At 60.1% G+C, this 26,458-nt stretch carries 22 protein-coding genes, 1 pseudogene and 1 riboswitch; of the genes and pseudogenes, 16 read left to right on the forward strand and 7 right to left on the reverse strand.

The window, feature by feature from the left end; all coding sequences use genetic code 11:
• The first annotated feature begins 188 nt into the window (after positions 1-188).
• The 4 genes from M1E04_RS03835 to M1E04_RS03850 all read left to right on the forward strand — a co-directional run bounded on the left by M1E04_RS03835 (position 189) and on the right by M1E04_RS03850 (position 2,300).
• Positions 189-371, forward strand: a complete 183-nt coding sequence (locus M1E04_RS03835; RefSeq protein WP_065991807.1) for a CPXCG motif-containing cysteine-rich protein — start codon at positions 189-191, stop codon at positions 369-371.
• Entirely contained in the window at positions 371-631 is a 261-nt protein-coding gene (locus M1E04_RS03840; protein ID WP_065991808.1) for a putative signal transducing protein, read from the forward strand. The genes M1E04_RS03835 and M1E04_RS03840 overlap by 1 nt, the downstream gene beginning before the upstream one ends.
• Before the next feature lie 51 nt (positions 632-682).
• Positions 683-1,327: an SOS response-associated peptidase gene (locus M1E04_RS03845; protein WP_065991809.1), complete on the forward strand. Its 645-nt coding sequence runs from the start codon at positions 683-685 to the stop codon at positions 1,325-1,327.
• 154 nt (positions 1,328-1,481) lie between these two features.
• A complete protein-coding gene (locus tag M1E04_RS03850; RefSeq protein WP_065991810.1) occupies positions 1,482-2,300 on the forward strand; it encodes a M48 family metallopeptidase in 819 nt (272 codons plus the stop codon).
• 173 nt (positions 2,301-2,473) lie between these two features.
• On the opposite strand, the gene M1E04_RS03855 is transcribed toward M1E04_RS03850, so the two are convergent.
• The 3 genes from M1E04_RS03855 to M1E04_RS03865 all read right to left on the reverse strand — a co-directional run bounded on the left by M1E04_RS03855 (position 2,474) and on the right by M1E04_RS03865 (position 5,369).
• Positions 2,474-3,058: a TMEM165/GDT1 family protein gene (locus tag M1E04_RS03855; RefSeq protein ID WP_065991811.1), complete on the reverse strand. Its 585-nt coding sequence runs from the start codon at positions 3,056-3,058 to the stop codon at positions 2,474-2,476.
• Positions 3,059-3,147: 89 nt separating this feature from the next.
• Positions 3,148-3,269, reverse strand: a riboswitch (yybP-ykoY riboswitch).
• A gap of 39 nt (positions 3,270-3,308) precedes the next feature.
• Positions 3,309-4,307, reverse strand: coding sequence for a methyltransferase (locus M1E04_RS03860; protein WP_456292425.1), 999 nt, complete (start codon positions 4,305-4,307; stop codon positions 3,309-3,311).
• 96 nt (positions 4,308-4,403) lie between these two features.
• Complete coding sequence (locus tag M1E04_RS03865; protein WP_456292426.1) at positions 4,404-5,369, reverse strand: 2-hydroxyacid dehydrogenase; 966 nt, start codon at positions 5,367-5,369, stop codon at positions 4,404-4,406.
• An 88-nt stretch (positions 5,370-5,457) separates the two neighbouring features.
• Between M1E04_RS03865 and M1E04_RS03870 the strand changes: the two genes are divergently transcribed.
• The 10 genes from M1E04_RS03870 (at position 5,458) to M1E04_RS03915 (ending at position 20,008) form a co-directional block, all read left to right on the forward strand.
• Positions 5,458-6,087: a LysE family translocator gene (locus M1E04_RS03870; protein ID WP_456292427.1), complete on the forward strand. Its 630-nt coding sequence runs from the start codon at positions 5,458-5,460 to the stop codon at positions 6,085-6,087.
• Between the two features lie 287 nt (positions 6,088-6,374).
• Entirely contained in the window at positions 6,375-8,396 is a 2,022-nt protein-coding gene (locus M1E04_RS03875; RefSeq protein ID WP_456292428.1) for an S-type pyocin domain-containing protein, read from the forward strand.
• Complete coding sequence (locus M1E04_RS03880) at positions 8,386-8,649, forward strand: bacteriocin immunity protein (RefSeq protein ID WP_456292429.1); 264 nt, start codon at positions 8,386-8,388, stop codon at positions 8,647-8,649. Before M1E04_RS03875 ends, M1E04_RS03880 begins: the two co-directional genes overlap by 11 nt.
• A 44-nt stretch (positions 8,650-8,693) precedes the next feature.
• Positions 8,694-9,596, forward strand: a complete 903-nt coding sequence (locus M1E04_RS03885) for a hypothetical protein (RefSeq protein ID WP_456292430.1) — start codon at positions 8,694-8,696, stop codon at positions 9,594-9,596.
• A gap of 214 nt (positions 9,597-9,810) precedes the next feature.
• Complete coding sequence (locus M1E04_RS03890; RefSeq protein ID WP_456292431.1) at positions 9,811-11,487, forward strand: fatty acid--CoA ligase; 1,677 nt, start codon at positions 9,811-9,813, stop codon at positions 11,485-11,487.
• Between the two features lie 361 nt (positions 11,488-11,848).
• On the forward strand, positions 11,849-13,771 hold the full coding sequence (locus M1E04_RS03895) for a DUF1302 domain-containing protein (protein ID WP_065991819.1): 1,923 nt from the start codon (positions 11,849-11,851) through the stop codon (positions 13,769-13,771).
• A gap of 14 nt (positions 13,772-13,785) precedes the next feature.
• Positions 13,786-15,150, forward strand: coding sequence for a DUF1329 domain-containing protein (locus M1E04_RS03900; protein ID WP_369318527.1), 1,365 nt, complete (start codon positions 13,786-13,788; stop codon positions 15,148-15,150).
• A gap of 371 nt (positions 15,151-15,521) precedes the next feature.
• The gene (locus M1E04_RS03905) at positions 15,522-18,284 is read left to right on the forward strand and encodes a LuxR C-terminal-related transcriptional regulator (protein ID WP_456292432.1); all 2,763 of its coding nucleotides are present in this window, start codon (positions 15,522-15,524) and stop codon (positions 18,282-18,284) included.
• 114 nt (positions 18,285-18,398) lie between these two features.
• Entirely contained in the window at positions 18,399-19,721 is a 1,323-nt protein-coding gene (locus M1E04_RS03910; RefSeq protein WP_456292433.1) for a type II toxin-antitoxin system HipA family toxin, read from the forward strand.
• The gene (locus M1E04_RS03915; protein ID WP_065991825.1) at positions 19,718-20,008 is read left to right on the forward strand and encodes a helix-turn-helix domain-containing protein; all 291 of its coding nucleotides are present in this window, start codon (positions 19,718-19,720) and stop codon (positions 20,006-20,008) included. The genes M1E04_RS03910 and M1E04_RS03915 overlap by 4 nt, the downstream gene beginning before the upstream one ends.
• A 24-nt stretch (positions 20,009-20,032) precedes the next feature.
• On the opposite strand, the gene M1E04_RS03920 is transcribed toward M1E04_RS03915, so the two are convergent.
• A complete protein-coding gene (locus M1E04_RS03920) occupies positions 20,033-21,232 on the reverse strand; it encodes an HD-GYP domain-containing protein (protein WP_456292434.1) in 1,200 nt (399 codons plus the stop codon).
• 423 nt (positions 21,233-21,655) lie between these two features.
• Here M1E04_RS03920 and M1E04_RS03925 point away from each other — a divergent pair, with 423 nt between their 5' ends.
• Entirely contained in the window at positions 21,656-22,357 is a 702-nt protein-coding gene (locus M1E04_RS03925; RefSeq protein ID WP_065991834.1) for an OmpA family protein, read from the forward strand.
• Between the two features lie 66 nt (positions 22,358-22,423).
• On the opposite strand, the gene M1E04_RS03930 is transcribed toward M1E04_RS03925, so the two are convergent.
• The 3 genes and pseudogenes from M1E04_RS03930 to M1E04_RS03940 all read right to left on the reverse strand — a co-directional run bounded on the left by M1E04_RS03930 (position 22,424) and on the right by M1E04_RS03940 (position 25,954).
• Positions 22,424-23,323 (reverse strand): acyltransferase, encoded by a 900-nt coding sequence (locus M1E04_RS03930; RefSeq protein ID WP_192132589.1) that lies wholly within the window; start codon positions 23,321-23,323, stop codon positions 22,424-22,426.
• An 81-nt stretch (positions 23,324-23,404) separates the two neighbouring features.
• Positions 23,405-25,498, reverse strand: coding sequence for a phosphate acetyltransferase (gene pta, locus M1E04_RS03935; RefSeq protein ID WP_065991837.1), 2,094 nt, complete (start codon positions 25,496-25,498; stop codon positions 23,405-23,407).
• Positions 25,499-25,592: 94 nt separating this feature from the next.
• Positions 25,593-25,954, reverse strand: a pseudogene (locus tag M1E04_RS03940) (DUF3565 domain-containing protein).
• Here M1E04_RS03940 and M1E04_RS03945 point away from each other — a divergent pair.
• Positions 25,923-26,408 (forward strand): FKBP-type peptidyl-prolyl cis-trans isomerase, encoded by a 486-nt coding sequence (locus M1E04_RS03945; protein WP_065991842.1) that lies wholly within the window; start codon positions 25,923-25,925, stop codon positions 26,406-26,408. The pseudogene M1E04_RS03940 and the gene M1E04_RS03945 overlap by 32 nt on opposite strands.
• Positions 26,409-26,458 lie beyond the last annotated feature (50 nt).

Genomic DNA, 26,458 nt, shown 5'->3' on the forward strand with positions numbered 1-26,458 from the left:
GTAAAGGAGGTCGAGTCCGGTTGCAGCAGCGAGTCACGACACCACAGGCGTGGTGCCTGGGCGGCGGCCGCGCAACAAAGCGGCTTCGCTCAAGATGGCGACTCAGGCTGATGCCCGGATGCTGAGGAATAAAGCTCGACCCGCAAACAAGTCGGCGATTATACGCAAAACTGGGCCCGGAGACTGCGATGCAGGAAATACAGGATTACGACTGCCCTTATTGTGGCGAACCGGTGGAGGCGGTGCTGGATCTGTCCGGTGGCGATCAGACCTACATTGAGGATTGCCCCGTCTGCTGCCGGCCGATCGTCTTCAGTCTGCAGACCGATGGGGAAGACTGGTCGCTGAACGTGCGCAGCGAGAACGAGTGATGCGCAAGATTTATGAGCCCGAGCACCTCATGGAAGGCGAGCTGCTGCAGGCCATGCTGGCCAGTGAAGGCATCGAGTCCCACATCACCGGGCGTCATCTGTTGGGCGCGGTCGGGGATTTGCCGGCGTTCGGGTTACTGGGCCTGACGGTCGCTGACGACCAGGCCGAGCAGGCACGTCTGTTGATCACCGAGTACAATGCCGCCTTTCCGCTGCCCGGTGACGAGCCGGACAGCTACCCCGATGTGTTGCTGTGCTGAATCCGGTTCGCGCACGCCTCATTCGCTTTCAAAAAGAGTTGTGCTGAACCCATGTGTGGACGCTATGCGCTGTTTCGTTGGTCGCCTGCCTTTGCGGCCTTGCCCGGATTTCCGAGCGACCAGCAAGCGCAGTGGAATATTTCTCCTGCTGCCTCTGTCTTGATGGTCCGGGCAACGTCGGGCGAGGTCGAGGAGGACGCCGAGCGAGGGCGGGAGGTGGCGAGGGCACGCTGGGGGCTGACGCCGCCCTGGTTGACCGATATGTCGCGCACACCCGCCCACGCCCGCGCTGAAACCGTGGCCGAGCAACCGATGTTCAAGCAGGCCTTTCGGGAGCGACGCTGCCTGCTCCCGGCCAACGGCTTCTATGAATGGCGCGGCAGCGTGCGCAAACGGCCGTTCTGGCTAACGCCGGCCGAAGGATCGACGCTGTATTTTGCGGCGATCTGGGAAGCCTATCCCGTGGAAGGCCACACCTACCTGAGCGTTGCCGTGGTCACGCAGTCGGCCATGAACCAGCGCCGACCTTTGATCCTCGACGAGGAAGGTCAGCGCGCCTGGCTTGATCCGGACTGCCCGCTGATCACCTTGCAATCATTGCTCGCCGCCCCGCAGACGCAACTGCGCGAACGGCCTCTGGCCAATCTGGTGAATGATCCGAAGCTCAACGCCCCGGAATGCCTGACGCCGTTGTAGCGCTGTCTCTACCGAAGTGAATCGCGATCCGGATATTTCTTTCCTGTTACACGCCTGGGTTTTCTTGCGCCTTTTCACATCGCAGACGGCTGGCATCTGGTGCTCGGCGTGCGTATTGCCTAGGATGGCGCGATTGTTTCAATGGAGATACGAGATGCGCGGGATTTTTGCTCTTTGTGGTGTGACGGCAGCTTTGTTGATCGCCGGGTGTCAGGCGGTCAATACCACCACCGGCGATTCGGTGGGTGTCGAGCGCAAGCAATACATGTTCAGCATGCTGTCGACTGACGAAGTCAACAAGATGTACGCCCAGTCGTATCAGCAGACGGTCAGCGAAGCCACGTCCAAAGGCGTGCTCGACAACGGCAGCGCCGAGGGCAAGCGCGTGCAGGCCATCGCCAAGCGGCTGATTGCTCAGGCGCCGAAATTGCGGCCCGACGCGGCGCAGTGGCAGTGGGATGTAAACCTGATCAAAAGCGATGAGCTGAACGCCAACTGCGGTCCGGGCGGCAAAATCATCGTGTACAGCGGCCTGATCGATACGTTGAAGCTCAGCGATGACGAACTGGCGGCGGTCATGGGCCACGAAATCGCCCACGCTTTGCGTGAACACGGTCGTGAAGCCATGTCCAAGGCCTACGGTGTGCAGATGGCGAAGCAGGGCGCCGGTGCCTTATTGGGGTTGGGGCAGGACAGTCTGGCGTTGGCCGACACCGTGGTCGACTACAGCCTGACACTGCCGAACAGCCGCGCGAATGAAAACGAAGCGGACTTGCTGGGCCTCGAACTGGCGGCTCGCGCCGGTTACAACCCGAACGCCGCGATCACGCTGTGGCAGAAGATGGAAGCTCAGGGCGGCGCGTCGCAGCCTGAATTCATGAGCACCCACCCGGCCTCGTCCAACCGGATCGCCTCGCTGCAAGCGGCGATTCCGAAAGTGATGCCGTTGTATCAGCAGGCGCCGAAGGGTTGATCAGCGCCTGACGCCGATAGGTGAGCTGGCGCGGCGTTTTTCGGAGCGGGTGCGTGCATGAAACGCTGTAGGAGTGAGCTTGCTCGCGATCCTCGAACGGTCGCCGCGTATCTGCGGAGCGATTGAAAAGCATCGCGAGCCAGCTCACTCCTGCAAGGGCATGGGGTCTGTGACTACACCCAGCCGCTGATCTGCATCGCCTTGTACACCGCAACGATCGCCAGAATGAAAAATGCCCCTGCTGCCAGACGACGAATCAGCGTCAGCGGCAGTTTCTCCGCAGCGAAATTACCCGCCAGCACTACCGGCACGTTGGCCAGCAACATGCCCAGCGTCGTGCCCAGGATCACCAGCCACAAGCTTGGGTACTGCGCCGCCAGCATGACGGTCGCGATCTGCGTCTTGTCGCCGATTTCCGCGATGAAAAACGCGATCAGCGTGGTCAGGAAGGGGCCGTACTTGCGCCCCGTACTGGCTTCATCGTCGTCCAGCTTGTCCGGAACCAGCGTCCACAGCGCGGTGGCGGTGAAGCTGGCGGCCAGGATCCAGTGCAGAACGGCGTCTGAAAGGTAGCTGCTGAACCATGCGCCAACGGCACCGGCTGCGGCGTGGTTGGCCAGCGTGGCGGCGACAATCCCGGCGATGATGGGCCAGGGTTTGCGGAAGCGAGCGGCGAGCACGAGTGCGAGGAGTTGGGTCTTGTCACCGATTTCAGCCAGTGCGACGACGGTGGTGGGGACCAACAGGGATTCCAGCATCAGGGTTTTCCTAAGGGGCGGGTCAACACGGCTATGACACGTACAACCTCCCCGCCCCGGGTCAGGATGTTCGTGTCATAGGTCTTGTCAAACCACCGATCCGTCTGAGCGGATCTGGGGTCGCACGCACCATGGTCTGAGGACCAAGTATGTTGATGCGTGCCGGACGAGCATGGCGCTCGTGGGAGACTACTCCCCTAGGACGGAGCGGATTCTGCCTAGCCGTTTGCCGTTCGGCAAGCGCTAATTATCACGCACGTTTCGCGCGGTAAATCCGGAAACCCTGGCCCTCGGCCATGATTGCGCACGGCCCCAGATGAGACTCGATGATCGGCTGATAGCGCAGGAAGCTATTGGCTACCAAGCGCAGTTCACCACCTTTTCTCAGATGTTCCCGTGCTTTTTTCAGCAGGTTCTCGGTCGCTGCATAGTCGGTATGCACGCCGCTATGAAACGGCGGATTGGTCAGAATCACGTCCAGGTCGTGCGGCGCGGCGTCGATTCCATTGCCCGTCAGCACGTCGGCTTCGAGGCCATTGGCAGCCAGGGTCATGCGGCTGCTGGCGGTGGCGAACGCATCGACGTCCAGCATCGTTACGCGTGTTTCGGGGTAGCGGCGTTTCACCGCCGCGCCGAGAACGCCCGCCCCGCAGCCGAAGTCCAGCAGATGGCCAGCGGGAAGCCGATCAATGTTCTCCAGCAGCAGAGCCGAACCCCGGTCCAGACGGCCGTGGCTGAACACGCCCGGCAGACTCACCACCTTCAACGCGCCGCCTTCGATTTCAATGTCGAAACGTTTAGCCAGGCTGTCGAGTTCAACGGCTGGCGGAGGCGTTTCGACGGTGACTTGCCAGAGCTGGCAATGACGCGCGCTGTCGAGCTTGCGCGTGCGCCCGAACGGGCTCAGCTGGCGGGCCGCGGCTTCAATGCCGCCGCGTTTTTCACCGACCAGAAACAGCTCACGTCCGGCCAGACGCGAAGCGAGCGCGTTGATGAGGTAATCGGCGAGGTCGCGGGCCTTGGGCAAAAACAGCACCGCCGCTTCAAAGGGTTCGGCCGGTGCTTCGGTGCCGAAGTGCACGCGCTCGGGAAACCGCGTACCGAGGGTGTCGAAGTCGCCAGCGTGCCAGCTCCAGCCACGTGCTTTGGGCAGCGTGCCCAGCAAGTCGTCGGCGGGGAGGCCGGTCAGCAACAAGGAGCCCTGAAACAAATCGGCCTGCCGGAGTAACACTTCACTGCGCGGGTCCATCGTCGGCTCCTTAAAAAAAGGGCGAAGTTTAACAGGCCTGCCGCGCCGCGCACGTGCCCTGTGCAACGGAGTGGCGGGCCTGCAAAGCGCTGCGTGTCAGCTCACGACCCGAACGGGGTCGCCTGCATAAAACGCCAAAGCGTTTTCGTTGATCTGGCCGACGATGCGCTGCCGCGCTTCCTGACTGCCCCAGGCGCTGTGGGGCGTGATGATCAATCGCGGAATATCGCCCGACAGCAGCGGATTGCCGTTGACCGGTGGCTCGACCGTCAGCACGTCGGTGGCCGCGCCGCCGAGATGACCGTTGCGCAGGGCATCGGCCAGTGCCTGCTCGTTGATCAAGCCACCGCGAGCGGTGTTGACGATGAAGGCTTTGGGTTTGAGCAAGCTCAGCTCGTGGGCGGAAATCATGTCCCGGGTGTGCTCGTTGAGTGGGCAATGCAGGGTGAGGGCGTCGACCTGTGGCAGCAGCTCATTCAGTGGCACGCGATCAGGGCGGGCAGGACGACCGGGAATCTGACCCGACAGCACGCGCATGCCGAAGGCTTCCGCCAGCTTCGCGACGGCGCCGCCCAGTTCGCCATGGCCCAGTAGCCCCAGTGTCTTGCCTTCCAGCTCGACGATGGGGAAGTCCAGCAAGCAGAACTGCTTCGATTTTTGCCACTGGCCCTGTTGAATCGCTTTTTGATAGTCAGGCAAGCGGGTGGCCATCGCCAGCAGCAACATCATTGCGTGTTGAGCTACGGAAGGCGTGCCATAGCCCTGACAATTGCTCACCACCACACCGTGTTTACGCGCGGCATCGAGGTCGACATTGTTGACGCCGGTTGCGGTCACCAGCACCAGTTTCAACTTCGGGCAGGCGGCGAACGTGTCGGCATCAATCATGATCTTGTTGGAAATGGCCACGTCGGCGTCCTTCAAGCGCTCGGCCACCTGATCGGCCGTGGTGCTCGCGTGCAGCACCAGTTCGCTGAAGGTTTCACGCCACGGCGCGAGGTCGAGATCCCCCAGATCCAGAGAGGTGTGATCCAGGAAAACTGCTCGGCGTTGACTGGGCATCAGCTGTACCTTTTGCTCGGTGGGTGGGAAGCGTAATGTGACGAGCCTACCAGAGCCTGCCGCTCGCCATAACGCCTGGAGAACTTCAATGTACTGGCCCGAATTCTTAACCGTTGCGCTGATCCACCTGCTGGCCGTCGCCAGTCCCGGACCGGACTTTGCGGTCGTGGTGCGCGAGAGCGTGACCCACGGGCGCAAGGCCGGCACCTACACCGCCATGGGTGTGGGCACCGCGATTTTCCTGCACGTCGGCTATTCGCTGCTGGGGATTGGCTTGATCGTTTCGCAATCCATCGTCCTGTTCAATGCCTTGAAATGGGCTGCAGCGGCTTACCTGATTTACGTCGGCATCAAAGCACTGCGCGCCAAACCTGCCAGCGCATCGGATGCGCCCGTGGACATCGCCAAAGGCGAGCGCACCGCGCGGGGCGCCTTCACGGCCGGGTTCGTCACCAACGGCCTGAACCCCAAGGCAACGCTGTTTTTCCTCTCACTGTTCACCGTCGTGATCAATCCGCACACGCCAATGCTGGTTCAAGCCGGCTACGGGGTTTACCTGGCATTCGCGACCGGCGCGTGGTTCTGCCTGGTGGCACGCCTGTTCAGCCAGCCCCGGGTGCGCGCGGGCTTTGCGCGGATGGGTCACTGGTTTGATCGGGCGATGGGTGGTGTGCTGGTTGCGCTGGGCTTGAAGCTGGCGTTGACGGAAATGCATTGAGGTTGATGTGATGGTCTGTTGCGACGTCGCGCCTTAAGGTGAATGCTGAGCAATGCGATTCGATCAAAAAAGACTTGGACAGTTGCTAGGTAACCTGTTTGGAAACATACCCGCCTTAACGGCGGGTTTTTTTCGTCCTTGCTTTTTATTCCGATGTGAAAAAGGCAGGGCTCGCAGTGCTGCGCCCTATATCACAACAAATAAAAAAATCTCCATAACTATGTATTACCTGACATCAGAGGGATGAGCGTTACGTGGTTGCCATACAGACAAAAAGGAGAACCTGTATGAGCAACACCGGAGAAAAAAATATTGTAGTCAATCGAGGAATACCTCTTGGTAATCCTTACGGCTCTGGCGGGGGGCTTCGACCCTCCCGTGATGGATGGAGCATTGGATGGGGGGGTGGCAGAGGCGGTGAGGGTGGCAGAGCCGGGACATTGTCTAGCTCCAAACGTCGCCGTCTGCGCATTCGCGATAAGCGCCGCCGCGCACAGGAAGCGCGTCAGCGAGCTGAAGCTGCCCGGGCCAAGGCAGCCGCTGAGTTACAGGCTCAAAAAGAAGCTAACGAGCAATCCGTTGCTGACGCTGAGGCACGGGTTCGAGCCCAAACTCACGCTGCGGCTGAGCAAGAAGCCAGAAGGGAGGCGCAAGCTCAAGCGGCTATGGCTGCGGCAAACGCGAGAGCCGAGCAAGAGCGTCAAGCAGCGGCTCACCGTCAAGCCCTGGAATCTTTACCTCTCGCGCAAGCAACTCGAAAACGTGAGCTTGATCTTCAGCATGATCACAATGTAGCCGCACTAACTGTCTCGCTCATGTCCGAACTAGGCGAAGACAGCTTGTTATACGACGCCCAGCGTCAACAGTCACTGAACGCGATACTTGAGCATAAAGCCCGGATCAACTACTTGATCGCCCAAAAAAAAGCGGCTTCTGAAAGTAATCGTCAGAGCTCGCATGCTTTTACTGGGGGTGATCCTCTCCAAATAACCAGCGAGCACTACGGAGCAATCTTACAAAGTCGAAGCGTTAGCTCAGAACAAGCTTTTCAGACTCACCAAGCGTGGAGTCTTGCCTATGAGCAGGCGCTTGAAGCCGACTTGCACGCAAAAGCAGTGACTCAGTTGCTCGATAAATCTGCGGCGCTTTCAGAACACTATGCCGAGCAAGCCTGGAAGACGCGTAACTCCGTAGCCAATGACGAGTCTCTGGTCTTAAAGCATGCTACTGAAGCAAGCCGACTCTGGTCGATGGTGGCAGGACCGAATGCTCCAACGCAGAACTTTCCCACTGCGTCTGAAACAGCCAAAGCTATCGCGCAGAGGCTGTTCACCCGACAGGCAGCCAAGGCACTAGGGCGGTCGTTTCCGCAACTTGCTTTACTTTATCCAACCGAGTTGGCTGACGGTGAACTCGCGCCCCCACTGATTGCTTCGCCTGCGTCGGAAATTGGGGTCTCTGGCAATGTCGACCTCGATTTCATCGCAGGCCGCGTTGGAACGGTTGAGGTTACCCACCGGTTAAGGATTGAGGAGGGTGAAGGCGAACTAAAAACGGTCTGGGCTGAAGCCGACGGTTTGATGGTCAGCTCCAAAGTCCGTGTGCGAACGTTTGTCTATAACGCGAGCATCAAAGCGTATGAATTCAAACAGGACGGGGCAGACCGCCCCGCGCTGATCTGGACACCCGCGGTTAGCCCAGAGAGCAGTCCCACTGTTTTACCGGCGGATGATTCCAAGGGCCCTGAATATTCCGGGGCCGCTATTTTGCCCGTTTCGGAGCAGCTTGGACATTTCCCGACTTATGACATAGAGGATTTTGAGGACTACATACTTGTCTTTCCGGCGGACTCGGGCCTTCCGCCTGTGTATGTCATGTTCAACAGCCCCAGGTATTTGCCAGGGGTTGTGAGCGGTTTCGGTGGCGATATCGATCCTAACTGGCAGGCGTCGGCATCCAATGGTCTGGGTTCGCCAGTGCCGTCAGTGATTGCAGACGCACTGCGAGGTAAGAACTATGCTGAATTTCGAAATCTGAAGCGGGCCATATGGCGCGAGATGTCGAAACACCCTGAGATCACTGCAAATATGAGTGAGAGGAACATTGCTCTCATCAAATCTGGCCTCGCGCCTTTTGCGGCAAGGCAAGATAGGAAAGGCGGCAGGGTAAAACTCGAAATACATCACGTTGTTCCAATCTCACAGGGAGGAGATGTGTACGGCGTTGATAATTTAAGACTCAATACCCCAGCTAACCACGACGCAATCCACAGAGATTTACGTAATGAGGGACGTGACAATGAACGCTGAAACGATTCAAGACTTCACCGAAGCAGAGTTTCTAGAACTCGTTAGAAAAATCTGTGTTGTGGACTACAAAACCGAGTATCAGCACACCCAAGCGGTAATGACTTTTGAGCGCCTCGGCGAACACCCTGATGGCTCCGATTTGATTTACTACCCCAAACCCGGTGCTGATGATTCTCCGGAAGGAATAGTAAAAGAAGTCAAGGCCTGGCGAACAGCTAATGGTAAAGCTGGTTTCAAGTCGGCGTCTGATTGACTACCAATTGGGCATCTCCATATTTATTTAAAAGGAATTTATCAATGGCTCATTACACAGTGTTACTTCAGCAGCTTCCAGGCTCAATCCAGAGCGAAGTTATCGCTCACTTAGGCTCAACAACTGGAATGTCTGATCTTCAGATTGTTGAGCGGTATCGGGACGCGGCATCGCAACTGAGAGCAGCCAAGCTTGCGTCTATTCCCCCTTATGCCCCTGGGGAACGTGACGATGCAGGGCATCTCACCTTGGATCAGTTCAATAGCATGGTAGGGGCGGATCTTTCTTTTATGTCCGCCCCCCTTGTGGAGGTGCATCGCCAAATCATTGCCAGTGAGGTTGTTTGGTATTTGAGCAACTTCATCAATCAGCTTTCATCGACTCATGCGCAAATGATTGAGGCAGCCCGGCAAGAGGCTCAACGACGGGCCGAGGAGGCCGCGCGCCAACTTGCTCAGCAACAGGCAGAGGAAGCAGCTCGTCAGTTGGCGCGACAACGAGCGGAGGAGGCGGCTCGCCTCCACGCTCAACAGCTTGCGGAGCAACAAGCCCGCGAGATTCAGCAGCGTCGGGCGAAGGAGGCTGCTGAATTGGCCGCCCGCCAGCTCGCCGAGCAACAGGCCGAAGCTGCGGCTCAAGCACTGATCAATCAGCGAGCCCAAGAGTCAGCGTTGCGAGAAGCCCGACTGGCGACAGAGTTAGTAGCGGCTACCAGGGAACCCATTCCACAGACGCGTTCGGACGGAAGCGGTGAGCCGGAAGATGACCTTGCTGACAGCCAAGCGCTTCGCCATTTGCTTTTTGTTCCAGGTCCACTGGCGATGGCGGAAGTCGAGCGCGCCACGGTCCTGCTGAAGCAACGGATTGATGCTGCGGTGGCTGAATATGCATCCTCAATCGGGCCTTACCTGAACACGCCGAGCATGTCGGCCAGTCTTGCCCCTTGAAGACTTAATGGCCGGCTAGCTGCCCCAAAAAGCCCAACGCAGACAATTCGTCTGCGTTTGGTCTTATTTTTGTATCCTTTGGCTGGTATCTCACACGTGTAGGCTCGGTGACGTGCGCTGACACAATTCATCCCTTCGGCTGATCCGATCGACGCATCAAGCCCCTACAGTGCATATTTTCAAGCCCGCACCTGCACCGTGAAAAGGGATTCCTATGCTGCACACCCGCGTGATTCCGCCCGCCGAAGGGGCGTACCCGTACCCTCTGTTGATCAAGCGACTGCTGCTGTCAGGCGTGCGCTACGAAAAGACCCGTGAGATCGTTTACCGGGACCATTCGCGCTATTCGTATCAAATGCTCAACGAGCGCATCTGCCGGCTGGCCGGTGCGCTGACCGCGGCGGGGGTCAAGGCGGGTGACACCGTGGCGGTGATGGATTGGGACAGCCATCGTTACCTGGAATGCATGTTTGCCATTCCAATGATTGGTGCGGTGGTGCATACCATCAACGTGAGGCTGTCGCCCGAGCAGATCCTGTTCACCATGAACCACGCTGAAGACAAGCTGGTGCTGGTCAACAGCGAGTTTGTGCCCCTCTACAACGCCATCGCCGGGCAACTGACGACGGTGGAAAAGACACTGTTACTGACCGATACCGATGGCGCTACCACCGGCCTGCCCAATCTCGTCGGCGAGTACGAAGCGTTGCTGGCCGCGGCGAGTCCGCACTATCAGTTCGAGGATTTCGACGAGAACTCGGTGGCGACCACGTTCTACACCACCGGCACCACGGGCAACCCCAAAGGGGTGTATTTCACCCATCGCCAGCTCGTGCTGCACACCTTGGCCGTTGCGACGATCATGGGCAGCGTCGAAGGCATCCTTGGCGGCGACAAGGTTTACATGCCGATCACGCCGATGTTCCACGTGCATGCGTGGGGCGTGCCATATGCCGCAACGATGCTGGGCGCCAAACAGGTGTATCCCGGCCGCTACGACCCCGAGTTGCTTGTGGCGCTCTGGCAAAAGGAAAAGGTCACTTTCTCGCACTGCGTGCCTACCATTATGCAGATGGTGCTCAACGCCAAAGCCGCCCAGGACATGGATTTCACCGGCTGGCACATCATCATCGGCGGCAGCTCGCTCAATCGTTCGCTGTACGAAGCGGCCAAGGCCAAGGGCATTCAGCTGTCTGCGGCCTACGGCATGTCCGAGACCGGGCCGTTGGTGTCGGTTGCGCACTTGAACGACGACCTGATGGCCGCCAGTGAAGACGAACGCACCACGTACCGAATCAAGGCCGGGGCGCCGGGGGTGCTGGTCGAGGCAGCGATTGTCGATGGCGAGGGCAACTTTCTGCCATCCGACGGCGAGACCCAGGGCGAACTGGTGCTGCGTGCGCCGTGGCTGAGCGAAGGGTATTACCGGGAGCCGGAGAAGGGCGCCGAACTGTGGGCCGGCGGCTGGCTGCACACCGGTGACGTGGCGACGCTGGACAGCATGGGCGGGATCGACATTCGCGACCGCATCAAAGATGTCATCAAGACGGGGGGCGAGTGGGTGTCTTCGCTGCAGCTGGAGGATCTCTGCAGTCGCCATCCCGGTGTCCGTGAAGTGGCTGTGGTCGGCATCGCTGACCCGCAGTGGGGCGAGCGCCCGTTTGCACTGTTGGTCGCCCGCGAGGGTCACGTTCTGGATGCCAAGATCCTGAAGGAACACCTCAAGCCGTTTGTGGAACAGGGGCACATTAACAAGTGGGCCATTCCGAGCCAGATCGCCCTTGTTACCGAAATTCCCAAGACCAGCGTCGGCAAGCTCGACAAGAAGCAGATCCGCCAGAACATCCTCGAATGGCAGGGCAGCAACAGCGCTTTCCTCTCCACGCTCTGACGCTTTCCTTCGCGGCCATTTTCATCGTTCATTGCTTTGAAAATGTGCCGCGAAGGCTCTACTCCGGCGTCTTCCTTGCCAATTCTTCTTTTTCAGCCATGCTCCCCCTGCGATGTGATTGGCCACTCTGGAGTCGGCGTGCCAGAGGTGTCGGCGCTATAAATCACACTTTAGAGGGATCAAGCAGCAGCACCTGCTGGCTATAGTCGGCAGTAGGTTGGTACCGGAGAAAGCGCATCGATCGTTTCGCAGTTGATTGGCTGCCCGATCAGCGTTGACACCAGGCACTGCGGCCCGTCCGCCTGAGTCGTTTCCGGAAGCACCCACTGCCATAAAAATAAAAGCACATGGAGTAGCGTCGATGACATCAGCTAACCAGTTCTGGCGCCGGGCTAAATTGCCCTTGGCCGTCAGCCTCGCTTCCACGCTCGCCGGCCCTGCATTCGGCGTCAGTTTCAATATCGGAGAAATCGAAGGCAACTTCGACTCGTCGCTCTCAGTTGGGGCAAGCTGGTCCACCCAGAATGCCAACAAGAACCTGATCGGCTCCAACAACGGCGGTCACGGTCTTTCGCAAACCTCCGACGACGGTCACTTGAACTTCAAAAGCGGAGAAACGTTTTCGAAGATCTTCAAGGGCATTCACGATCTCGAACTGAAGTACGGCGACACCGGTGTGTTCCTGCGGGGCAAGTACTGGTACGACTTCGAGCTCAAGGATGAAGGCCGCGACTTCAAGGACATCAGCGATTCCGGCCGCAAAGAGGGCGCCAAATCCTCAGGTTTCGAGCTGCTCGACGCCTTCGTCTATCACAACTATTCCATTGCCGATGAACCGGGTTCGGTGCGTCTGGGCAAGCAAGTCGTCAGCTGGGGTGAAAGTACCTTCATCCAGGGCGGCATCAACAGCATCAACCCGGTCGACGTGTCCGCGTTCCGGCGTCCTGGCTCGGAAATCAAGGAAGGCCTGATTCCGGTCAACATGTTCTACCTGTCGCAAAGCCTGACCGAAAACCTGTCGGCAGAAGGCTTTTACCAGTTGGAATGGGACCAGACCGTCGTCGACAACTGCGGCACCTTCTTCTCGCAACCGGACGTCATCGCGGACGGCTGCAACAGCAACCTTGCCGTGCTGCGCACCCGCGACAGCCTCAATTCGGCTCTGCCAGCCGCGTTGCGTGGCCCCGTTCAAAGAACGCTGGCAGCCCGCGGCGTGAGTTTCGGCAGCCCTGACGAGGGCGCCGTGGTTGCCCGCGGCCCTGATCGCGATGCCCGGGACAGCGGCCAGTACGGCCTGGCCATGCACTATAACTTCGAGCCGCTGGACACCGAGTTCGGCGCTTATTACATGAATTACCACAGCCGTCTGCCGATCTTCAGCGGCAAGGGCGGGCCGGCGAGCGCCTACAGCGCAGCGGGTCTGGTGGGCGGTCTGGCGGCCAATGGCGTTCCTCGGGGTGTTGCTGCGGCCCTCGCGCCAACCCTGTTGCCCGTCGTGGTCGCCGGCAACTCCAGTTACTACGTTGAATACCCGGAAGACATCCACCTGTTCGGCCTGAGCTTCTCCACCACCTTGCCCACCGGCACGGCGTGGAGCGGTGAACTGAGCTACCGCCCGAACGCACCGGTGCAGTTGAACACCACCGACATTCTGTATTCCGGCCTGTCGCCGCTGAACTCGAACGTGTCGCTGCTGCAGGGCGCACCCGGCCAGGACCAGAAAGGCTATCGCCGCAAGGAAATCAGCCAGGCGCAGACCACTTTCACGCACTTCTTCGACCAAGTGATGGGCGCCGAACGTCTGACCGTGGTGGGTGAGGTCGGCTGGACCCATGTCGGCGGTCTGGAAAGCACCTCGAAACTGCGTTATGGCCGCGACCCGAGCTATGGCCCTGGCCCGCTGCCGGGTGGTCAGTGCCAGACCCTCAACGCCAGCACCCTGGGCGCTGCCGCGCAGAACAACCTCAGCCGCTACTGCGAAAACGATGGCTTCACCACCACCGATTCGTGGGGTTACCGCGCCCGCGCCATCTGGGATTACAACAACGTCTTCGCCGGTGTGAACCTGCGCCCGAGCGTGGCCTGGTCCCACGACGTCGACGGCTACTCGCCGGGTCCTGGCGGCAACTTCGAGGAAGGTCGCAAGGCCGTGAGTCTGGGCCTCGACGCCGAGTACCAGAACACCTACACCGCCAACCTTTCCTACACCAACTTCTTCGACGGCAAGTACACCACCGTGGACGACCGCGACTTCGTAGCACTCAGCTTCGGCATGAACTTCTAAGGACAATAATGAAAATGAAAATCACGAAGGGTCTGTTGCAGGTGGGCGTGTTGGGGCTGTCGTTGCTGGCGACCAGCGTGATGGCGGCGGTGTCCGACGCCGAAGCCGCCAAGCTGGGCACCACGCTGACGCCAATGGGCGCGGAGAAAGCCGGCAACGCTGCCAACACCATCCCGGCCTGGAGCCCGATGCCGACCAACGCGGGCGCGGTGGACGACAAAGGTTTCCTGGCCAACCCATACGCCAGTGAAAAAGCGCAGTTCACCATCACGGCGCAGAACGTGGATCAGTACAAGGACAAACTTGCCCCGGGCCAGTACGCGATGTTCAAGCGCTACCCGGACACCTACAAAATGCCGGTTTACCCGTCCCACCGTGGCGCCACTGTGCCGGCTGACGTGTTCGCTGCGATCAAGAACAACGCCACCAGGACCAAGCTGGTGGGCGGCGGTAACGGCCTGGAGAATTTCGAGACCGCGGTGCCGTTCCCGATCCCGAAAGACGGCCTCGAGGTGATCTGGAACCACATCACCCGTTATCGTGGCGGCAGCGTCTCGCGTCTGGTCACCCAGGCCACGCCGCAGACCAACGGCTCGTTCAACCCGGTGTACTTCCACGATGAGTTCGTCTTTCGCGACAAGATGAAGGATTTCGATCCAAAGAATCCGGGCAACATCCTGTTCTATTTCAAGCAGGAAGTGACGGCGCCAGCGCGTCTGGCAGGCTCGGTGCTGCTGGTGCACGAAACCCTCGATCAGGTCAAAGAGCCGCGTGCGGCGTGGGTCTACAACGCCGGGCAGCGTCGTGTACGCCGTGCGCCGCAAGTGTCCTATGACGGGCCGGGCACCGCCGCCGACGGCCTGCGTACTTCCGACAACCTCGACATGTTCAACGGCGCGCCTGATCGGTACGACTGGAAGCTGATCGGCAAACAAGAGATGTACATCGCGTCCGACAGCTACAAGCTCGACGATCCGAAATTGAAATACGCCGACATCATCAAGGCCGGCCACATCAATCAGGACTTGGCGCGCTATGAACTGCGTCGGGTCTGGCACGTGACCGCCACGCTGAAAGAAGGCCAGCGCCATATCTACGCCAAACGTGACTTCTTCATCGACGAAGACACCTGGCAGGCAGCGGTCATCGATCACTACGACGGTCGTGGTCAACTGTGGCGCGTGGCTGAAGCCCACGCCGAAAACTACTACGACAAGCAAGTGCCGTGGTACGCCCTCGAAGCCCTGTACGACTTGCAATCAGGTCGCTACCTGGCGCTGGGCATGAAGAACGAAGAGAAGAGGGCGTATGACTTCGGCTTCACCGCCACTGCCAGCGACTTCTCGCCCAACGCGCTGCGCCAGGAAGGCGTGCGCTAACGGCTGACCGTACAAGCGGAGAGCGTGCAATGTTGATCACAGCTACAGCGCACTGAAGTCCTTCGCTGTTTCACCCTATGGCTGAACCCCATAGCGCAGAAAGGAAACACCCCGAGTGGTCGGGGTGTTTTTTTTTGCCTGAGCTGACAGGTTCTCGCTGTCAGGCAACCTGCGCAGCGTTCCTTTGCCACATGCCGAGTCTCCCGACGGCCGTGAATGTACCTCTCCAGACATATAAACCAACATTCCCCCTGTTGATGGGATACGTTTTCTTACAGTCTTTCGTCTAACAATGTTCAAAAGGCTTCCCATAGCCGCTAGTCTCCCGACATCTGAACGCCGAACAACAAGCACTCCAACAAGAGCCGGCCATGACTGATCTGTCGCGTTTGCAAGGATTCGCAAATCACGCCGTCACTGCGTTGGAAGGCCGTTTCTTCCGTCCGCCACTGCCTGAAGGTTACGTATCGAGGCCTCGATTGTGCGAGCGGCTGAGTGCGGGTCTGTCCGGGCGCCTCTTGTTGGTCAGCGCGCCGGCCGGGTTCGGTAAAAGCTCACTGGCGGTGGAGTTCTGCGAGAGCCTGCCCGATCAGTGGCAGAACCTCTGGCTGGGTCTGAGCCACCGGGACAGCGACCCGGGCCGTTTTCTCGAACGTCTTCTCTGCGGTCTCCAGCAGTTTTTCCCCCAACTCGGCGCCCAGGCGCTCGGCCTTCTGAAGATGCGTCAGCGTCACCAGCCGTTTGCCTTCGAAGAGTGGCTGGACGGTTTGCTGGACGAACTGGCGATGCACCTGATGCTGAGCAAACCGCTGCTGCTGGTGCTCGACGACTATCACTTGGTGCAGGGCCCCGTGCTGGATCGCTGCCTGCAATTTCTGCTCAATCATCTGCCTGCGGGCATGAACATCATGGTCACCAGCCGGCAGAGGCCGAACTGGCACCTGGCGCGGCTGCGGCTGTCCCGTCAATTGCTGGAGTTGTCCGAGCAGGACCTGCGTCTGACCGACGACGAGTCGCTTGCGGTGCTGGATCCGCAGCGCCATGGCTTGAGCGATGAAGCACTGCACGCCTTGCTGCAACGCAGTGAAGGTTGGGTGGCCGGCCTGCGATTCTGGCTGCTGGCGGCCAACGAAGCGGGGAGTAACGCGCTGACCCAAGGGCTCAACGGCGGGGAAGGGCTGATCCGTGATTACCTGCTCGAAGAGGTCATTGATTGTCTGCCGGCCGACGTTCAGGCTTTTCTCTATGAAACCGCCTGTCTGGAGCGCTTAAGCGGTGCCCTGTGCAATGCCGCACGTGACAGTCATGACAGCGATGAGATGCTTGGGTACCTGCAAGCCCATCAGGTGTTTCTGGTCCCGCTGGACGAGCATGGCCGCTGGTTTCGCTATCACCATTTGTTTTCTGACCTGCTGCGCGCGCGCGCCGGACCCAGTGTCACACCGCAACAACGGCGCGTGCACCTGAATGCCTGCCGCTGGTTCAGCGACCAGGGGCTGCTCGACGAAGCCATTGAGCAGGCGTTGCGCGCGGGACATCTGGATGTGGCGGCCAATCTGGTGCAGAACCTGTCCGAAGAACAACTGCTTGCCGAGCAAAACGTCGGCATGCTGCTGCGCTGGAAAATGGACTTGCCCGACAGCCTGCTGGTCAGCACGCCGCGTTTGATCGTGCTGTACGCCTGGGCCCTGGGCCTGGCGTGTCAGCTGGACGCAGCCGAGGAGCTGGGCAACCACCTCAGTCGATTCCTGCCGGCCCCTTCCGCGACCGCGCAAAATTCAATGCTGGCGCAGTGGCTGGCGCTGAGCGGGATCATCGCCCGAGGCCGCGGCGACAGTGAAACGGCCCGACGTTATTGCAGCGAAGCGTTGGTAAGTCTGCCGCCCAAGCGGTACGGTCAGCGTTTGCTGTGCCTGTCGACGCTGGCGAATCTGGCCATCGCCGATGGAGATTTATGGCGCGCCCGGGCGCTGAACCGTGACGCCCTGGAGTTGGCGCAACGGGTGGCCAATCCGTTGTTTGAAGCACTGGCGCACTACGACCGGGCCCGCACGTTGCAGGCCCGTGGCGAAACGCTTCGCTCGATGGAGGAGGTGCGCCAGGGCTTAAGACGTTTGAACGGCCTGTCTTCACAAAAGTTATACGCGGTGCGCGCGCGACTGACGTTGTACGAAGGTTATCTGCTGGTGCAGTGCCTTCAACCGGAGGCAGGCCGCGAGCGCTTGAGCGCCGGACTCGCCGAGGCGCGCGCCTGCCGTGACATCAGCGTGCTGATCGGCCACTGCGTGATTGCCGGAATGGAGGGGCGCGAAGGACGCTACGCCGAAGCCTTCGCCGAGCTGGCCGAGGCCGAGCGGCTGATGCACATCTGGGACGTGCCGCCGGTTTATTACCTGGCAATGATCACTCTCGCCAAATGCGAGCTCTGGCTGGCCCAGGGCCGCATCGACTTGGCTGACGCCTGGCTGCTGCGACTGGGACAGACCTATGGCGGCAATCAACCTGCCGCCGCCCCCGAATGCTCGCCGCAACTGCCTCAACAGATCGAAACGCTGCGGGCGGTTCTTGACCACGTTCAGGGCCGTACCGAAGAGGCAATGGCGCGGCTGCTCAGTCTGGTGGAGTACGCCCGGCGGATCGGCGCAGGACTGCTCGGACTCAATGCGCTGAGTCAGCGCATCCTGTTGTTGCTCGACACATCACGCGGGCCCGAGGCAGATGAGCTGTTTCAACAGAGCCTTCTGCTCGCCTCGGGCGGTGCGGTTCTGCCCTTCCAGCGCCTGATTCGTGGTCATCCCGACTGGCTGCGCGAGCAACTGCACAAACGCCCCCCATGCCGGCTGGTCGATTACCTGCTTCAGCAACTGCCTGAAGCTGCTCCCGGTCAGAGGCTGCCATGCCTGCGCGTCACCCCTGAACCGCTCGGCTGCAACGGCGGCGACCACCTCAGCGCCCGAGAACTCAGCGTGCTGCAGTTGATCGCGCAAGGCTGTTCCAATCAGGAGATCAGCGAGCGCTTGTTCATTTCCCTGCACACCGTCAAAACCCACGCCAGCCACATCAACGGCAAGCTGGGCGTCGAGCGACGCACGCAAGCAGTGGCCCGGGCGCAAGAGCTAGGACTGCTGGGCTGAGCGATCGGCACTTAAATACCCTTTTTTTTCAAATACTACCCATTTTAGGCATTTAATTGCCTTTTATGCGCTCAGGCCGTAAGGTTTAGGCATTAAATTGCCGAGCGCCCTGTCATGCAGTTGACCCTCCAACTCTACCTGTCGGGACGATGGCACGATGCGATGCGTTTCGACATCGAGAAGCCAGAGTCAGGGCAGAACAGCCCGTGCAGCTTTGCGTATGAGCAGGCATTTCTAATTGACCACCTCGATGCGCTTGATCGTCCCACCTCGCCATCCGTAAGCGCTCGAATTCCACTGGGCTGGGATTTGTTCAGAACGGCGGGGCTGCCGGCGTTTTTGCATGACATCGTTCCCGCGGGAGCGGCACGCCGTTTCCTGCTGGCGCGTCTGGCAGTGCCTGAAGGCGAAAACACCCCGGCCGATCTGGTGCTCTTGCAGCGCTGCACCCCTGCGCCCGTCGGGCATCTGCGCATCAAGGAATCGTTCGAAGCTTTGCCCAAGGCCAGCAGCATCGGTTTTGACCGGGGTGAGGTCGTTGCTCGGGACAGCCGCTTTTTCGAATACGCGTATGAACAAGGCGCAGCCGTAGGGGGTGCGACGGGAGCGGGCGGCGAGGCGCCCAAGCTGTTGCTGGCCGAGGACACCGCAGGACTCATGCACCCTGATGCAACGCTCGCCGACAGCGAAGTCCGTCAACACTGGTTCGTGAAATTCTGTCGCAACAAAGGCAACGAGACGGATCGCACCATTCTCAGAAGCGAGTTCTGCTATTACCAGGCCCTCCAACGCATCGGTGAATACACCGTTCCCTGTGATGGCATGAGCCTTGAAGAGGCCCGCAAGCCCAGCCTGTGGATGAAACGCTTCGACCGCAGCGTCGATGAACAGGGCCTCCGCCGGCTGGCTGTCGAATCGGTGTACTCGCTCGCCGACATCACCCGCCCCGGCGCGTACATGACGCACGTGCAAGCCGTCGCCGCGCTGGCTAACGCCTGGTCGGCGAATGCTCAGCAGGGGGACATCCCTCAAATGGTTGCCGAGTACATAAGGCGCGACCTGATCAATCAGATTCTGGGAAACAGCGACAACCATGGGCGCAACACGTCGATCCTGCGCAATGAACAGCGACTCGCTCTGGCGCCGATTTACGACCTGGCGCCTATGGTCATGGACGATGAAGGCGTGACGCGCACCACCAAATGGCCTGACCCCATCGAACGCGCCGGCGACGTGGACTGGCGTGAGGCCTGCCAGGCGTTATCCGCATGGGCCGACCCCGACGAATTGTTTGAGGGCCTCAGAACCGATGCCGAACGCCTGCGGGCATTGCCTGATTTGCTGAATGAAATGGGCTTGCCGCAAAAGACCTTGAATCATCCACGGATCAGGCTGGGGCAGCTGGATGCAACGCTCAAGGGATGGGGCCTGCGATGAACGACGACATACGCCAGCGCGGCATCATCCTCGACGAACTTCGGGAGCAGCTTTTGGACGGGACCGTTTCGATGGGCGCTGCCGTCAAACGGCTGCGGACCGAAATCACGGGATTGCGCCAGGAACAGTTCGCGCGCATGTGCAAAATCTCGTTGCGCACGCTGCGCCAGATCGAGCAGGACGAGGGGAATCCGACGGTGCAGACCCTCAACGCGGTGTTCAGACCCTTCGGCATGCAGGTCGGCATTATCCCGTTGCGACCCAGGCCGGCGGCGACCAGCCTTTGATGCATGATCGGCCCGACGGTACACTCAGGCGGCGGGCTGACCCGCCCACATGCTGACCACGTCCAGAAGGCCCCAGTCTTCAGCCAGTTCGAACTTGAGGATGCCATCGCTTACCGAGGGGCAGGCGAGGTTGATGACGTGCGGCTCGAAGGGCATGCGGGTCCGGGTAGACAGAAAAACCTTCACTTTCGGGTGCAGCAGGGACTTTTCATCCTGCTCGACCACCACGCCCAGACGCTCGCTTTTCAAACGAACCAACGCGCCCACGGGGTAGATACCGACGGTCTTGACGAAGTGCTGGAATACCGTCGCATCGAAGTGGCCTTTCCAGGACGCCATCTCGCGAACCGAATGCGCGGCGTCCCAGCCTTTCTTGTAGGGCCGGTCCGAAGTCACCGCGTCATAGACGTCACAGATAGCACCCATTTTCGCCAGCAGACTGATCTCGTCACTTTTCAGCCCGTGGGGATAACCGCTTCCGTCGATTTTTTCGTGATGATGCAGGCACACGTCCATCACCAGTCGGGTCACCCGCTCGCAGCCCTGGAGGATTTCCAGACCGGCCTGCGGATGGTGCTTCATGACTTCGTACTCTTCGTAGGTCAGGCGATCGGGCTTATTGAGAATGGCCGGGTCGATCATCATTTTGCCGACGTCATGCATCAGCCCGGCAACGCCGGCTTCCCGCACCTGGTCCTCATCCAGATCCATCTGCCGCGCGAGCGCGACCATCAGTGCGCACACCGCCACCGAGTGCATATAGGTGTACTCATCGGTCGTCTTCAAGCGCGACAGGCTGATGAGTGCGTGGGGGTGGCGCATCACGGACGTGGCAATTTCCTCCACCAGCAGATCGACGTCTTCGGTGTTCATCGCCCGGCCCATCCGGGCATCGCTGAACATGGTCATCACTAACGCTTTCGCGCGCCCACAAATCAGGCGCGCGCGGGCCAGTTCCATTTCCAGGCTGCACGGCGCAGTTTCGGATGGGTCGGGACACTCAGGGAAGGTCTGTTCGGCTGGCGAGCTGTCGGCAGGGCTTTTGCCAAGGTGGGTATCGATCCAGACTTCACGGGTCGACGCCTGAATGTGCCGCAACACCGCGTCGTCGCTGAGTTCGCGTTCGACGTGCGCGGTCCAGAACGGATCGTTGATCCGGGGGCGGCAGAACTCGTGGATGTACATGCCCAGCGTGAGGTCGGAAACGGGGATTTTTCTTAGCATAGAGTCAGCTCTTGCGCGGTTATACAGCGCTGCCTTACCTGAAAGTGAGAGCGATCTTTGTTGAGTGCTTCATCACTGCGCTTTCCAGTACTTGCGCATTGCCAGTATAGGAAAGCGCTGGAGAAATTAAACCCTGTTAAATTCTGAGTGCATTAGGGTGGCGCTGCCATAAACGCATCTGCATCAATGATTTATGTAGATTATGGGCAACCACCAAGGTTCGGATCAGTCAATAAATACGATGAACAGCATGTCAAAAACGCACCTAAATATTTGCTTTTGTGAGTAAAGAAATGCGGCCTCTGGTCGTGCACTGGCGGTTCAGCCCGCGTTAAGGAATTTTTGACGGGGTGCATGCTCTAATTGCCCAAATCGTCGGCCTTTATGTTTGGCCCGAGAAAAGCAAAACAGGAGCTCTCCTTGATGTTGACCTTTCGCCGTTTAATCATTGCTGCCACCGCACTGACCGTGCTTTCCGGATGCGCAACGCAGAACCCATACGACAATCAGGGGCAGGCGCAGAACTCCGGCGGCATGAGCAAGACTGCCAAGTACGGCGGCCTGGGTGCATTGGCCGGCGCCGTCGCCGGTGCTGCCATCGATCACAACAACCGTGGCAAAGGTGCGCTGATTGGCGCGGCCGTGGCGGGTGCCGCATCGGCCGGTTACGGTTACTACGCCGACAAGCAGGAAGCCGCGCTGCGCGCGAGCATGGCCAACACAGGTGTTGAAGTGCAACGTCAGGGCGACAACATCAAGCTGGTGATGCCGGGCAACATCACGTTCGCCACCGACTCCTCGGCCATTGCCAGCAGCTTCTACTCGCCGCTGAACAACCTGGCTGGCTCGCTGAAGCAATACAACCAGAACATGATTGAGATCGTCGGCTACACCGACAGCACCGGCAGCCGTCAGCACAACATGGACCTGTCGCAGCAGCGCGCTCAGAGCGTCGCGACCTACCTGACCTCCCAGGGGGTTGATGCGGCTCACCTGTCGGTGCGCGGTGCCGGTCCTGATTCGCCGATCGCCAGCAACGCCGACGTCAACGGTCGCGCCCAGAACCGCCGCGTTGAGGTCAACCTCAAGCCGATTCCTGGCCAGCAATACCAACAGCAGCAATAAACGCGTGACGTGAAACCAAAAACCCCGGCCAGTGAGCCGGGGTTTTTGTTTGTGGTTTACAAGCGTTCAGCCTGGATACCGCTCATGCATCTGCGCGAGCAACGCGTCCTTGTCTTCCCATAGCCGATTGATCCACTGCTGAAACTCCAGGCGGTAGGCATCGTCCTGGTCGTAGCTTTTGCCAATGAACTGCGGCGGGATCTGCACTTCTTCGAAATGCGCGACCACTTCGCGCACGTTGCCGCAGAGCAAGTCCCAATACCCTGGCCGACCGGCCGGGTAATGAATGGTCACGTTGACGATGGATTCCAGCTGCTCGCCCATGGCGTCCAGCACAAAGGCGATGCCGCCTGCCTTCGGTTTCAACAGATAACGGAATGGCGAGTTCTGCTGTGCGTGCTTGGCTTCGGTGAAGCGCGTGCCTTCGACGAAGTTGAAAATGCCCACCGGATTGTTGCGAAACTTCGCACAGGTGCGGCGGGTGGTGGCGAGGTCCTTGCCTTTCTTTTCCGGGTGCTTGGCCAGATAAGCCTTGCTGTAGCGCTTCATGAACGGAAAGCCCAGCGCCCACCAGGCGAGGCCAATCACCGGCACCCAGATCAGCTCCTGCTTGAGGAAGAACTTGAGCGGGCGGATGCGCCGGTTGAGCACGTACTGCAGCACCATGATGTCAACCCAGCTCTGGTGATTGCTCGTCACCAGGTACGAGTGCTGATAGTCCAGCCTGTCCAGCCCACTCAGGTGCCAGCGGGTGTGACCGATCACGTCCATCCAGACGTTGTTATTGCTGATCCACGCTTCGTGGATGTGGCTCATCAGCCAGTCGGTCACCTTTTGCGCGGCCTGGAAGGGCAGGCACAGCTTGAAGATGGCAACGACGAACAGCGGCGTGCAGCAGAGAATTGTGTTGAGCGCCAACAGCAACGAGGCGATGACGCCGCGCAAAGGGGCGGGCAGGAAATCCATGTGAATCGAACTCCGGGGGGCAGTCGGCCGCCGGTGGGTCCCGGCGGGGTTATTGTGGGCAAGCGATATTGCAGCGCAATGTTATTGCGGCAACGTGGCCGCCTGAATCGCCGTCAGTGCAATGGTATAGACGATGTCGTCGACCTGAGCGCCGCGCGGCAGATCATTGACCGGCTTGCGCAGGCCTTGCAGCATCGGGCCGAGGCTTACGCAATCCGCACTGCGCTGCACCGCTTTGTACGTCGTGTTGCCGGTGTTCAGGTCCGGAAACACGAATACATTGGCGCGACCCGCCACCGGGCTGTCCGGCGCCAGTTGCCGGGCGACGTGCTCGTTGGCGGCGGCATCGTATTGCAAAGGCCCGTCGATCAACAAACCACGCTGGGTCTCGCGCGCCAGTTGCGTGGCCTCTCGTACCTTTTCCACTTCTTCGCCGCTGGCGGAATTGCCGCTGGAGTAGCTGATCATCGCCACCCGCGGTGACAGGCCGAACGCCACGGCCGAATCCGCGCTCTGCACGGCGATCTCCGCCAGCTCGGTGGCGGTCGGGTGCGGGTTCATGATGCAGTCGCCGTACACCAGCACCTGCTCCGGAAACAGCATGAAAAACACCGATGAAACGAGGGTGCAGCCTGGCGCCGTCTTGATCAGCTGCAAGGCAGGCCGAATGGTGTTGGCGGTCGAATGGATCACCCCCGACACCAGCCCGTCTACTTCGTCGAGGGCCAGCATCATGGTGCCGATCACCACCGGATCCTCCAGTTGCTGCTCGGCCATCGGCGCATTGAGGTTTTTGCTGCGGCGCAGATCCACCATCGGCCCGACATAGCGCTCGCGGATCTGATCCGGATCGAGAATCTCCAGCCCCGGCGGCAGTTCGATGCCATGGGCTCGCGCGACGGCGTTCACTTCTTCGGGCTTGGCCAGCAGCACGCAGCGGGCAATGCCGCGGGCCTGACAAATGGCCGCCGCTTGCACGGTCAATGGCTCTGCGCCTTCGGGCAGCACAATACGTTTGTTTGCCGCCTGGGCGCGCTGGATCAGTTGATAGCGGAACACTGCGGGCGACAGGCGCATCTCACGCGGCGTGCCGCAGCGCTGATGCAGCCAGTTGGCATCGAGGTGGCTGGCGACGAAATCGGTGATGATCTCCGCGCGTTCGCGGTCATCGATGGGGATTTCCTTGTTCAGCTGATTGAGCTGCGTCGCGGTCTCGTAGGAACCGGTGCTCACCGACAGGACCGGCAACCCGGCCTGCAGTGCGCCTCGGCACAGGTCCATGATGCGCGGATCGGGCAGGGTGTCGCTGGTCAGCAGCAGTCCGGCCAACGGCACGCCGTTCAGCGTCGCCAGGCTCACGGCCAGAATGATGTCATCACGATCCCCCGGTGTGACCACCAGCACGCCCGGCTTGAGCAGTTGCAGCGTGTTGAGCACCGTGCGGGCGCAGATGATGATCTTCGACATGCGCCGCTGTTCGTAATCGCCGGCGTTGATCACTTGCGCACCGAGCAGGTCGGCGACGTCACGGGTGCGCGGTGCGTTCAGGTCCGCCTGAAACGGAATGCAGCCGAGCAGGCGGAAATCACCGCTGCGCAGCAGTGGCGAGTGCTCCTTGAGCCGTGCCGAGAAGGCTTCCATGCTCTCGTCGGTGCGGACCTTGTTGAGGATCACACCGAGCACCTTCGGATCTTTCGGGCCGCCGAACATCTGCGCCTGCAGCTCCACGCGGCCGGAAAGCTCGGTCAGCACTTCGTTTTCCGGGGCCGATACGAGAATGACTTCCGCGTCCAGCGCCTTGGCCATGTGCAGGTTGACCCGCGCCGCGTAGCTGGCGCTGCGGGTCGGGACCATGCCTTCTACGATCAGCACGTCGCGGCCAATCGAGGCCTCTTGATACAGCTGGATGATTTCTTCCAGCAGCTCGTCGAGCTGGCCTTCGCCGAGCATGCGCTCGACGTGGCTCAACCCCAATGGCTTGGGCGGCTTGAGGCCGTGGGTGCGGGCGATCAGTTCAGTCGAGCGTTCGGGGCCCACGTCCCCGGGATGAGGCTGGGCGATCGGCTTGAAAAAACCAACCTTGAGCCCGGCACGCTCCAGGGTGCGCACCAGCCCCAGGCTGATGGACGTCAGGCCCACACCAAAATCTGTGGGCGCGATAAAGAAAGTCTGCATGCGGGCTTCTCGAAAATGAGCAGTGCAAGGGTCATGGCGCTATGAATTCAGCCATCGGACCGGATAAACCAGGACGCTGTTCAGTCGCAGCGTCTCAAGGGGGCCCAAGGTTATCGTTATCTGACCCCGACGCGCACCAGCCGCAGTGAAAGGACTGGCCGATTGTTGCCTGGCGCTGCGCGGGATCAAGCACCCAGGACCGGGATTGCCAAGGCGGGTCGTGGCGCAAATGCTGGGTGTGACCGCAGGACAGTTCAACCACCCAATGACCGTCCTCGTCCTGAACAAAGCCGGTAATGATTGAGTGGGGGGAGGGAGCTTTAGGGGATTCCAATCGGGGCCGTCCGTCTGAGTTGCGTTCGCTTTCGCGCGACTGCTTGGTTAGACTTGGCCGCTCATATCTATTTGCAAAAGGTCTCGCCCCATGCCGATCGCCGCCAACAAGGCTGTCTCCATCGACTATACCCTGACCAATGACGCTGGTGAGGTCATCGACAGTTCTGCCGGCGGCGCGCCGCTGGTTTACCTGCAAGGTGCAGGCAATATCATCCCGGGTCTGGAAAAGGCACTGGATGGCAAGGAAGTCGGCGACGAACTGAAAGTGGCCATCGAGCCTGAAGATGCGTACGGCGAATACTCCGCCGAACTGGTCAGCACCCTGAACCGCAGCATGTTCGAAGGTGTCGACGAACTGGAAGTCGGCATGCAGTTCCATGCCTCCGCTCCGGACGGCCAGATGCAGATCGTGACCATCCGTGATCTGGACGGCGACGACGTCACCGTCGACGGCAACCACCCACTGGCCGGTCAGCGCTTGAACTTCGATGTGAAGATCGTCGACATCCGCGATGCCAGCGAAGAAGAAGTGGCCCACGGTCACGTGCACGGCGAAGGTGGTCATCACCACTGATTGTCCTGCTAAGCTGAGTGAGCTGGCCAGGCGTCCTCGCGGTCTTGTGA

Source organism: Pseudomonas sp. AK106 (assembly GCF_053903055.1).